The organism is Dryocola boscaweniae (assembly GCF_025215095.1).
In the GTDB taxonomy this organism is placed as follows: Bacteria; Pseudomonadota; Gammaproteobacteria; order Enterobacterales; family Enterobacteriaceae; genus Dryocola; species Dryocola boscaweniae.
The window spans coordinates 50,087-60,190 of record NZ_JALHAP010000064.1; the positions used below are offsets into that span (position 1 = coordinate 50,087).

Genomic DNA, 10,104 nt, shown 5'->3' on the forward strand with positions numbered 1-10,104 from the left:
CCCTCCCATTTTGTTACTACAAAGCGATTACTGATTGCTGGCCTGCATGGCTTCGATTTGCATTTTGATTTGCTTTTCTGCGCTGTCGAGCGCGGCCTTCGGCTCCTGTTTGCCGGTCAGGCTTAGCTCCAGCGCGGCGTTGGTCGGCCCCCACACTTCACCCATTTCCGGAATACCGGGCATCGGTGTCGCACGGGCAGACTGCACGGCAACCGCGCTTGCCTTCTCGTCATTTTTAATCATCGGCTCGTCAATCATGGCCGTCATCGGCGGGATTTCACGGGTAGAGATGTAACGCGTTTTCACATACTGAGGCTGGTTGATGAACTCAATAAACTGCTGCGACAGTGCCTTATCTTTGCTCCAGGTCGAGACCACATACCCTTTCACGCCGAGGAAAGAGCTCATCGGCTTGCCATCCGGCAGCAGCGGTAATGGCGCAACGCCAAAGTTAATTCCGGCTGCTTCATAGGGCTGGAACGCCCACGGGCCGTTAATCACCGCCGCCGCTTTTTTCTCGGTAAACAGCGAGTCGATGGCGTTCAGGCCGTTATCGCCAACGATCCCCGCTGGGAAAACTTTCTCGCTATAGAACTTTTTCAGGAAGGTGACGGCTTCTACTGCGCCGGGCTTGTTAAGGCCCACATCCTGCGCGTTTAAGCCGCCTTTACCGTTGTCGCCAAAGATGTAGCCGCCCATTGGGCCGATTGCGCCCCAGCTATAGTAAATCTGGTCAAACTTGGCCAGAAGACCGTATTTATCCTGCTCACGTTGTTTTTTCGAGTAATCGAACCACTCCTGCAGGGTGTTGAGCGGCTTGTCGATGAGGTCTTTGTTATAGATAAGCACCAGCGTCTCAACGGCTTTCGGCAAGCCGTACTGAGCGTTATCCATATTGAATGCGCGAACCGAGGCCGGCGTGAAAGCGTCAAGCTTTTTCTGGTCCAGATTCAGGGGGGCCAGCAGCCCTTGCACAACGGCACCGCCAAGCTGATCATTAGGAATCACCAGCACGTCCGGCCCGATGCCCGCCGGGCCATCAAGCCTCAGCTTTTCCAGTTGCTGCGCGTAAGGCATTTCCTGCACGTTGACCTTAACGTTGTACTGTTTTTCAAAGTCGCTAACGGCATCTTTGATGCCCGGGGATTTTTTGATGTCTTCCCACACATTAAGCTGCTGCGCGCCGTGAGCGGACAGACTAAAAAGCTGTCCACCGGCCAGGGTTGAGAAGATTAGTGCAGTAAGGATGTTCTTTTTCATTATCAATCTCATGTGAAGGTATAACAATTTAGTGATTTTAATGGTTTCTTTTTTGCGGATCTGTGGGCATAAATCGTGATAACAAGGCACTCACCTGCTGCACTGCACAGCGTTTCGCATTTGTTATACGCTACACTTGATGGTGATTTAACACGATATAAAACTGCTAGTTGTGTGATCCTCTTTGCAGAAATGAAACATACCTGTAGGGCGCTAATAGGCTGAAAGTTATAGTCGCACCATGAATTAAATGCTGTTGAGCATTCACTGACTGAATTGTTATACGTAATACACAAATAGCATCAGCCCCCGTCAAATCCCAACGGCAAACAACGGCTAATTACTTCGAGGAACGTTGATGTCCAATATCAGACTTAGAAATGTCACCAAGCGATTCGGCAAAACCGAGACGCTGCATAATGTTAACCTTGACATTGAAGACGGTGAATTTGCGGTATTTGTCGGCCCGTCCGGCTGCGGTAAATCTACGCTGCTGCGCATGATTGCGGGTCTGGAAGAAGTAAGCGACGGCGAAGTGCTGATTGGCGATGAGGTGATGAACGACGTTGCGCCCGCGCACCGCGGCGTGGCGATGGTGTTTCAGTCCTATGCGCTCTACCCGCACATGACGGTCGCGGAAAATATGGGCTACGGCCTGAAGGTTAATAAAGTGCCGAAAGACGAGATCCGCCATCAGGTGGAGATGGTGGCGAAAACCCTGCAGCTTTCTCATCTGCTCGACCGTAAACCAAAGCAACTTTCCGGCGGCCAGCGTCAGCGCGTGGCGATTGGCCGCGCCATCGTGCGTAATCCGCAGGTGTTTATGTTTGATGAACCGCTCTCAAACCTGGATGCCGAACTGCGCGTGGATATGCGTCTGCATATCGCCAAACTGCATCAGGAAATGAAAGTCACCATGGTGTATGTGACTCATGACCAGATCGAGGCGATGACGCTTGCGGATAAAATCGTGGTGATGAACTACGGTAAGGTCGAGCAAATCGGCGCGCCGATGAGCCTTTACTACAATCCGGTGAATAAATTTGTGGCGGGTTTTATTGGCTCACCAAAAATGAACTTCCTGCCGGTTACCGTTATGGCCTGGCAGCCTGGTGAACTCACCGTTAGCATGGCGCAAAACCAGACGTTAACGCTTGCACTTGATACCACCCCGCTCCAGCCAGGTGACAGCATCACCCTGGGTATCCGCCCCGAGCATTTATCCACCAACGTTACCAACGGTACGGCGCTGGAATTCAACTGTGAGGTTGTGGAGCGGCTGGGTAATAACACCTATCTGTTCGGGCAATGCTACGGACACGATAACGTTAAAATTCTGCTGCCCGGCGATGTTCAGTTCAAACCGTGGCAGAAAATCAGCGTGGCGTTTGACTCGAAGCACTGCATGGTTTTTGATGAAAATGACCTGCGTATTAACAGCGCGATCCCCTTCCCCGCCAGCCAGTAAATATAGCGCTCCCGGTAAACGGGAGCGCTTGTTTTTCCCGACATCTTTCTTTTAGGGCGAAGCCAGAAGCAACTTAACCTCGCACCAACCTGCTTAAGCGGTATCAACCGGTGAGTTAGTCTTTCTGCATAATTATCTGAGTATATATCGTTGTCTTAGCTGGGTTCCGTGATGTCATAGAACCTGCACGTTCGGCAATCAGCACAATTTCTCCTCCTTCCTCGGGCCAATCCGGAGATAGGGCCTTTTACACCTGCTCCACAGGTTAATACGATATTTAATTATCTTCACCAGCAACTAGATAAACCATGCGAAGCCGATAACCATACCGATGAGCAAAGATCGCTCCAGGCAATAACAACGACAAACCCCATCCAGGATAGTTTAATTAATTTAAACAGTTGGAATGTTCAGTTTCAAAAGAGCTGGCGTTGATGCTGTTGACATAAGCCAGACTGTAATGATGACCGGAAGAACAAACAGAAAAAAGCCGTTTATGCAGCCTTTTCGGCGTTATCAACGCGCCAGGATAACTCACACCGGCTTTATCTGCCGCCGCTGCTGGCTCAGTTTGCGATATTGCTGAGGCGACATGCCGACATATTTAGCGAACGTGCTGTAAAAACGGCTGCTGGAGCGGAATCCGGCGATGAGAGCAACATCAAGGATGGTCTTGTCAGTATCGCTCAGCAGGGCGCGAACGTGATTGATGCGCATCGCCGTAATGTATTGCTTCATGGTCAACTGCATCACCCGCTGGAAAATGCCCATCGCATAGTTGGCGTTGAGCTTCACATGTTCTGCGACATCGTTGATCGTCAGCGCCTGATCGTAGTTATCGGCAATAAATCCCAGCATCTGGCTGACGTAAAACTGCGCATGGCGCGAGACGCTGTTTTTATGCGTGCGGGAGGTTTTGTTAACCAGAATGGGCTGCCAGCCAGAAAGACTAAAGCGTTTAAGCATCAGGCCGATTTCATCCATTGCGAGCTGGCGAATTTGCTCATCCGGATTGCTCAACTCCTGCTGCCAGCGCTGAACTTCGAAGGTGCTAAGTTGCTGGGTGGCCAGCGATTTTATAACCATCCCGTGAGTGACGTGGTTTATCAAATCCCGGTCAAGCGGCCAGGAGAGAAACAGGTGCATCGGTAGATTGAAAATCGCCATAAGCTGGCAGTCGCCAGGGCTTGTAAGCTGATGCGGAGTACAGGCCCAGAACAGCGTGATGTGCCCCTGTTTTATCTGCACGACTTCGTTGTTGATCAGATATTCCACGTCGCCATCGAACGGAACGTTGACTTCCACCTGCCCATGCCAGTGGCTGGCGGGCATGCTGTGCGGCGGACGCAGCTCGATTTCCATCCGCTGATATTCCGAGTACAGCGACAGCGGACTGCGGGTCTGCTTTTCGTCGCTGCTGCACATGTACGGGTCGGACGGAAGAGAAGATGCCGGCAGCGTATTCATAGTTACTCCATTTCCTGAATTATCAGAATCCTGCTCTTCTCCTTAAAGCAGGTGCGGGAATGCGGGCACAAAACCAACCTTTATTATTGATAGTAGCCTGGCTGTCAGGCCAGATACTCTGCTTTTCACGTTATTTTGTCCCAAAAACTCAGATCGCCTGTTAGCCAGCATAGGATCAGAGTTTATGGGAATAGTCATCAGGGAAGACGGAGGTTTTCATCAGGGCGGCGTGCCACTATCACCTTGTTCAACAACCTTCTGGAGAGTCATGATGTCTGCACCCAAAATTACTTTTATCGGCGCCGGTTCGACGATTTTCGTAAAGAATATTCTCGGCGATGTTTTTCACCGCGAGGCGCTGAAATCGGCGCATATCGCCTTGATGGATATCGACGCTACTCGTCTTGAAGAGTCACATATCGTCGTGCGCAAGCTGATGGATTCCGCGGGAGCATCCGGCCATATTACCTGCCATACCGACCAGAAAACCGCGTTGCAGGATGCAGACTTCGTGGTGGTTGCCTTCCAGATTGGCGGCTATGTGCCGTGCACCGTCACTGATTTTGAAGTCTGTAAGCGTCACGGCCTTGAGCAGACTATCGCCGATACGCTCGGCCCAGGCGGTATTATGCGTGCGCTGCGTACCATCCCGCATCTGTGGCAGATTTGTGAAGATATGACCGAGGTCTGCCCGAACGCTACGATGCTTAACTACGTTAACCCGATGGCGATGAATACCTGGGCGATGTATGCCCGTTACCCGCATATCAGGCAGATAGGCCTGTGCCACTCCGTACAGGGAACGGCTGAAGAACTGGCGCACGACCTGAATATCGATCCCGCTTCCCTGCGCTACCGCTGTGCCGGAATCAACCACATGGCGTTCTATCTTGAACTGGAGCGTAAAACGGCCGACGGCACCTATGTGAACCTCTATCCGGAGCTGCTGGCGGCGTATGAATCCGGACAGGCGCCGCAGCCGAACATTCACGGCAATGCACGTTGTCAGAACATCGTGCGTTACGAGATGTTTAAAAAGCTGGGTTATTTCGTAACGGAATCCTCGGAGCATTTTGCTGAATACACGCCGTGGTTTATCAAACCGGGGCGTGAAGATCTGATTGAGCGCTATAAGGTCCCGCTGGATGAGTATCCGAAACGCTGCGTGGAGCAACTGGCTAACTGGCATAAAGAGCTGGAGGAGTACAAAACCGCAGATCGAATTGATATTAAACCGTCGCGGGAATACGCCAGCACCATCATGAATGCCATCTGGACAGGCGAGCCAAGCGTAATTTATGGCAACGTTCGTAACGATGCGCTGATCGATAACCTGCCGCAGGGCAGTTGCGTGGAAGTGGCCTGCCTGGTCGATGCGAACGGCATTCAGCCGACGAAGGTGGGAACGCTCCCTTCGCACCTGGCGGCGATGATGCAAACCAATATCAATGTGCAGACGCTGCTTACCGAAGCCATCCTGACGGAAAACCGCGACCGCGTTTATCACGCGGCGATGATGGACCCTCACACGGCCGCCGTGCTGGGCATTGAGGAGATTTATGCCCTGGTAGACGACCTGATTGCCGCGCATGGCGACTGGCTACCGGCCTGGCTCCATCGCTAATACTCTACAACGCCGGGCTGCGAGTCCGGCGTTTAACCTCTTACGTTTCCCATTACAGAAGGCGGGCGCTGGCAACAGCGACCCGGTACCCTATGAGCATTTCAGTAAAAACAAAACTCAGTTATGGATTCGGAGCGTTTGGTAAGGATTTCGCTATCGGCATTGTGTATATGTACCTGATGTATTACTACACCGATGTCGTGGGATTATCGATGGGGCTCATCGGGACGCTATTTTTGGTCGCACGGATCTGGGATGCGATAAACGATCCCATTATGGGCTGGATTGTTAACGCCACGCGTTCGCGATGGGGGAAATTTAAGCCGTGGATTTTTGTTGGCACTTTAACTAACTCGCTGGTGCTGTTTCTGCTCTTTAGCGCGCATCTGTTTGAAGGTACCGCCCAGGTTGTCTTCGTTTGCGTAACCTACATTCTGTGGGGCATGACCTACACCATTATGGATATTCCGTTCTGGTCGCTGGTGCCGACCATTACTCTCGATAAACGTGAACGTGAACAACTGGTGCCGTTCCCACGCTTCTTCGCAAGCCTGGCAGGTTTTGTAACCGCCGGGGTGACGCTGCCTTTTGTGAACTATGTCGGGGGAGCGGATCGGGGATTTGGCTTTCAGATGTTTACGCTGGTGCTGATTGCGTTCTTCATCGCCTCGACTATCGTCACGCTGCGCAACGTGCATGAAGTCTATTCCTCTGACAGCGACGCCACCGCCGACAGTTCCCGGCTCACGCTAAAATCCATTATCGGGCTGATTTATAAGAACGATCAGCTTTCATGCCTGCTGGGCATGGCGCTGGCCTATAACATTGCTTCCAATATTATCAGCGGCTTTGCTATCTACTACTTCACTTACGTTATCGGTGATGCCAGCCTTTTCCCGTATTACATGTCCTACGCAGGCGCGGCAAACCTGTTGACGCTGATCCTCTACTTCCGCTTCTACCGTCTGAATGGCGACACGCTGCGTAAGATTCAGATCCTCCTGCTGGATAAATACCGAAAAGTGCCGCAGGCCGAAGTACAGCCTGAAGCACCCGCTATTGCTACTGTCGCGGTTGGCGATGCGAAGGCGTAACCATGGACTGGATTTCGACGATTGGTTATCTCGCGGCAAGCCTGACGACGCTGTCTTTTTTGCCGCAGGCGTTTAAAGTCATCACCACCCGAAATACGCAGGGAATTTCCGGCCTGATGTATGTGATGTTTATGGCAGGGCTGGTGATGTGGCTGATTTACGGGGTATTGATTGAAGATGCGGCAGTGAGTATGGCGAACTTTTTAACGCTGGTGTTCGCTTTGCCAATTCTGGTAATGAAATGCCGTAAAGGGTAAGGCTGCTTAGCGAGGAAACCCGGTTAGGGCAGCTTATGGTTTAAGCGACAAAAACGAAAAAGCCCGAGCTTGTAACAAGCTCGGGCTTAAATGTTGGCGGAAGCGCAGAGATTCGAACTCTGGAACCCTTTCGGGTCGCCGGTTTTCAAGACCGGCCTTATAACCTTTAATATCAATAAGTTAATTTGCATGGATGGTATATTCAAAAGATTTTTCCTTTATAAAAATCAGCAAATTACACATATCAAACCATTTCATATACCAACAATTTTTCGCCTTTTTTTCCTTAAATTCTTTGAGCCGAAACTAACGCACTACCAGCAGATCGGAATAACGGGTCGTGTACCGCGGCGAAAGCATCTCGCGCTTCATGTGCCAGGGCTGCTGTATGCCCTGTCCGGCGAAATACAGCGTGCCGCGCCCGTCTTTCGCATTGAGATGATCCAGAACCCGCATTAGCTCTTCGCTGTTCGCCCGCGGCGCGTTGTCGTCGAACAAATTAAGCTGGGCTACGCCCTGGCTGTAAAAGTCGCCCAGCATGATCCCCGCTTTCTGATATTTATGGCCGGGCTGCCAGATCTTATCCAGGCAACGCACGGCGGCACCGATAATGTCGCGCGTGTCCTGTGAAGGAGTGAGGAGTTTTACAGATGCCTGATTGCCGTAATACGGCTCGTTTACTGCGAATGGGCTGGTTTTAACGAAAGCTGAAATATGCCGGCAATACTGATGCTCGCCGCGCAGCTTTTCTGCCCCGCGGCTGGCGTAGCTGCAGATGGCCTGATGCATGTCTTCATAATCAGTGATACGACCGCCGAACGAGCGCGAGCAGACGATCTCCTGCTTCGTCGGCGCGAACTCTTCAAGGCCCAGGCACGGTTCGCCGCGAAGCTCCCGGACAGTGCGTTCGAGCACAACATTGAAGTGCTTACGGATGAACGGCAGATTTGTATCCGCAAGCTGCAGCACTGTTTTGATACCCATGCCTTCCAGCTTTTTACTGATGCGCCGCCCCACTCCCCACACTTCATCAACTGGCAAGGCGGCCATCAGCTTTCGTTGCCTGTCAACGTTCGACAGATCCACTACTCCACCGGTTTGCCGCTGCCACTTTTTCGCGGCGTGATTTGCAAGCTTGGCCAAGGTCTTTGTCTGCGCGATTCCGACGCCAACGGTGAGATGTGTACGCTTCAGAACTGTCGCGCGTATCTCTCGGCCGAAGTCTGTTAAGTCGCGGCAGTTGCGCACGCCGGTCAGGTCACAAAATGCTTCATCAATTGAATATATTTCGCAGCGAGGGCTCATTTCTTCTAGCGTTGTCATGACGCGGTTCGACATATCTGCGTAAAGCTCGTAGTTGCTGCTGAAACAAACGATGCCGTGCCGGCGGAACAATTCGCGCTGCTTAAAAAACGGCTCGCCCATGCTGACGCCGATCGCCTTCGCTTCTGCGCTACGTGCAATTATGCATCCGTCGTTATTCGACAGAACGACAACAGGGCGCCCCCACAGGTCCGGACGGAATACTGTCTCGCAGGATGCGTAGAATGAGTTCACATCACAGAGCGCGAACATACTCAGCTCGCAGACTTAACGATGTACGTGACGACTCCGAAGACTTCAAGATCGTCTTCACTGCCAATAATTATTGGCTGGTATGCGCTATTGAGGGGGTTTAACTGGACGGTTGGACGCATCTGCAGTTGCTTGACTGTGAACTCTCCGCCGACTGCGGCAATGACAATATCACCGTGTTCTGCAGTCCGGGAACTATCAACTACCAGCAAATCACCATCGCTTATTCCGCCGTCAATCATTGAGTCGCCTGCAGCTTTAACGAAGTACGTAGAGCTTGGGTGTTGAACCATAAGTTCGTTTAAATCAATACGTTGCTCGACGTAATCCTGCGCTGGGCTCGGGAAGCCACACCTGACTGGTTCAGCAAAAAGAGGTAATAAAACAATCGGGCGTATTTCTGCGGGCTGATAAATTTGCATGATAATTCACTCCTTAAATATTCACTGTATTTATATACAGTAGATTTAAGAAGTGAACCGATCAAGCCCCCCGCCTCGTTCTTTCTCTCAGCAATTCCTCATGGCTCGACAATCTTCATTATCAATTAATACGTTACGCCAAATGTAAATTTTCCCTGTTTATTTCAAGCGGTTATTTATTAGTCTGAGCGACGGGGAATTTCTTATAAAGCGTGCACATAGCGACGTCATAAATCAGGGCGACCTGCTTTCGGGGTGTGCCGTTAGCAATAAGTCGCCCGGCCTGTTCCCATTGTTCAGCCGTCAGCTTTGGCCTTCTTCCCCCGATGCGCCCTTTTGCCCTGGCTGATGCCAGACCAGCCCGCGTCCGCTCAACGATTAGTTCACGTTCCATTTCTGCCAGCGCACTCATGATATGGAAAATAAAGCGCCCCATCGAAGAGGACGTGTCGATTGAGTCGGTCACACTACGAAAATGAACTTCACGGCGCCGCAGTTCGTCCACCAGCAGCACTAAATTACGCATGCTGCGCCCCAAGCGATCCAGCTTCCAGACAACAAGCGTGTCGCCGGGCGAAAGTGCTTTTAATGCCCTTTTAAGCACTGGCCGGTTTGCAACCGTTCCGCTCATTTTTTCTTCGAAAATTTGTTCACATCCTGCACGCTCCAGCGCTTCTCGCTGTAGATCGGTGTTTTGCTCATTTGTTGATACGCGAATGTAGCCAATTTGCATAATTTTTAAACTCCCTCAGAGGTACAAAATTCGGAGGAAGTTATCGGCAGCAAGGCGCGGGGACAATATATAAAACGTCGGTTTAGTAGATCCTGTTGCAACCGCATGGGGATTGTTTGCCGGTACCGTTTCATATTCGCCATCAACAACCTTCAATATTTCATCAGTCACTTTGCTGCAGACCGGCATTATGCAGGTAAATTT

General features: G+C 51.4%; 9 protein-coding genes and 1 pseudogene. 4 read left to right on the forward strand and 6 right to left on the reverse strand.

Annotation, left to right across the window (positions count from 1 at the left end; genetic code table 11):
• Positions 1-27 precede the first annotated feature (27 nt).
• Positions 28-1,260, reverse strand: coding sequence for an extracellular solute-binding protein (locus tag MUA00_RS01030; RefSeq protein WP_271124988.1), 1,233 nt, complete (start codon positions 1,258-1,260; stop codon positions 28-30).
• Positions 1,261-1,618: 358 nt separating this feature from the next.
• On the opposite strand from MUA00_RS01030, the gene MUA00_RS01035 reads away from it, so the two are divergent.
• Positions 1,619-2,728: an ABC transporter ATP-binding protein gene (locus MUA00_RS01035; RefSeq protein ID WP_271124989.1), complete on the forward strand. Its 1,110-nt coding sequence runs from the start codon at positions 1,619-1,621 to the stop codon at positions 2,726-2,728.
• Positions 2,729-3,262: 534 nt separating this feature from the next.
• On the opposite strand, the gene melR is transcribed toward MUA00_RS01035, so the two are convergent.
• Positions 3,263-4,195, reverse strand: a complete 933-nt coding sequence (gene melR / locus MUA00_RS01040) for a transcriptional regulator MelR (RefSeq protein ID WP_271124990.1) — start codon at positions 4,193-4,195, stop codon at positions 3,263-3,265.
• A gap of 268 nt (positions 4,196-4,463) precedes the next feature.
• Between melR and melA the strand changes: the two genes are divergently transcribed.
• From melA to MUA00_RS01055, 3 genes and pseudogenes are all read left to right on the forward strand, one after another.
• Positions 4,464-5,819, forward strand: a complete 1,356-nt coding sequence (gene melA / locus MUA00_RS01045) for an alpha-galactosidase (protein ID WP_271124991.1) — start codon at positions 4,464-4,466, stop codon at positions 5,817-5,819.
• 92 nt (positions 5,820-5,911) lie between these two features.
• Positions 5,912-6,784 (forward strand): annotated as a pseudogene (gene melB / locus MUA00_RS01050) (melibiose:sodium transporter MelB); the annotation flags it as partial.
• A gap of 131 nt (positions 6,785-6,915) precedes the next feature.
• A complete protein-coding gene (locus MUA00_RS01055; RefSeq protein ID WP_271124993.1) occupies positions 6,916-7,170 on the forward strand; it encodes a SemiSWEET transporter in 255 nt (84 codons plus the stop codon).
• Between the two features lie 306 nt (positions 7,171-7,476).
• Here MUA00_RS01055 and MUA00_RS01060 read toward each other — a convergent pair whose 3' ends face one another.
• From MUA00_RS01060 to MUA00_RS01075, 4 genes are all read right to left on the reverse strand, one after another.
• Positions 7,477-8,745: a Y-family DNA polymerase gene (locus MUA00_RS01060; protein WP_271124994.1), complete on the reverse strand. Its 1,269-nt coding sequence runs from the start codon at positions 8,743-8,745 to the stop codon at positions 7,477-7,479.
• 2 nt (positions 8,746-8,747) lie between these two features.
• Positions 8,748-9,167: a translesion error-prone DNA polymerase V autoproteolytic subunit gene (locus MUA00_RS01065; protein WP_271124995.1), complete on the reverse strand. Its 420-nt coding sequence runs from the start codon at positions 9,165-9,167 to the stop codon at positions 8,748-8,750.
• Between the two features lie 172 nt (positions 9,168-9,339).
• A complete protein-coding gene (locus MUA00_RS01070; RefSeq protein WP_271124996.1) occupies positions 9,340-9,900 on the reverse strand; it encodes a recombinase family protein in 561 nt (186 codons plus the stop codon).
• A 15-nt stretch (positions 9,901-9,915) separates the two neighbouring features.
• Positions 9,916-10,104 (reverse strand): hypothetical protein (locus MUA00_RS01075; RefSeq protein ID WP_271130457.1); only part of this gene is annotated, 189 nt, incomplete at its 5' end.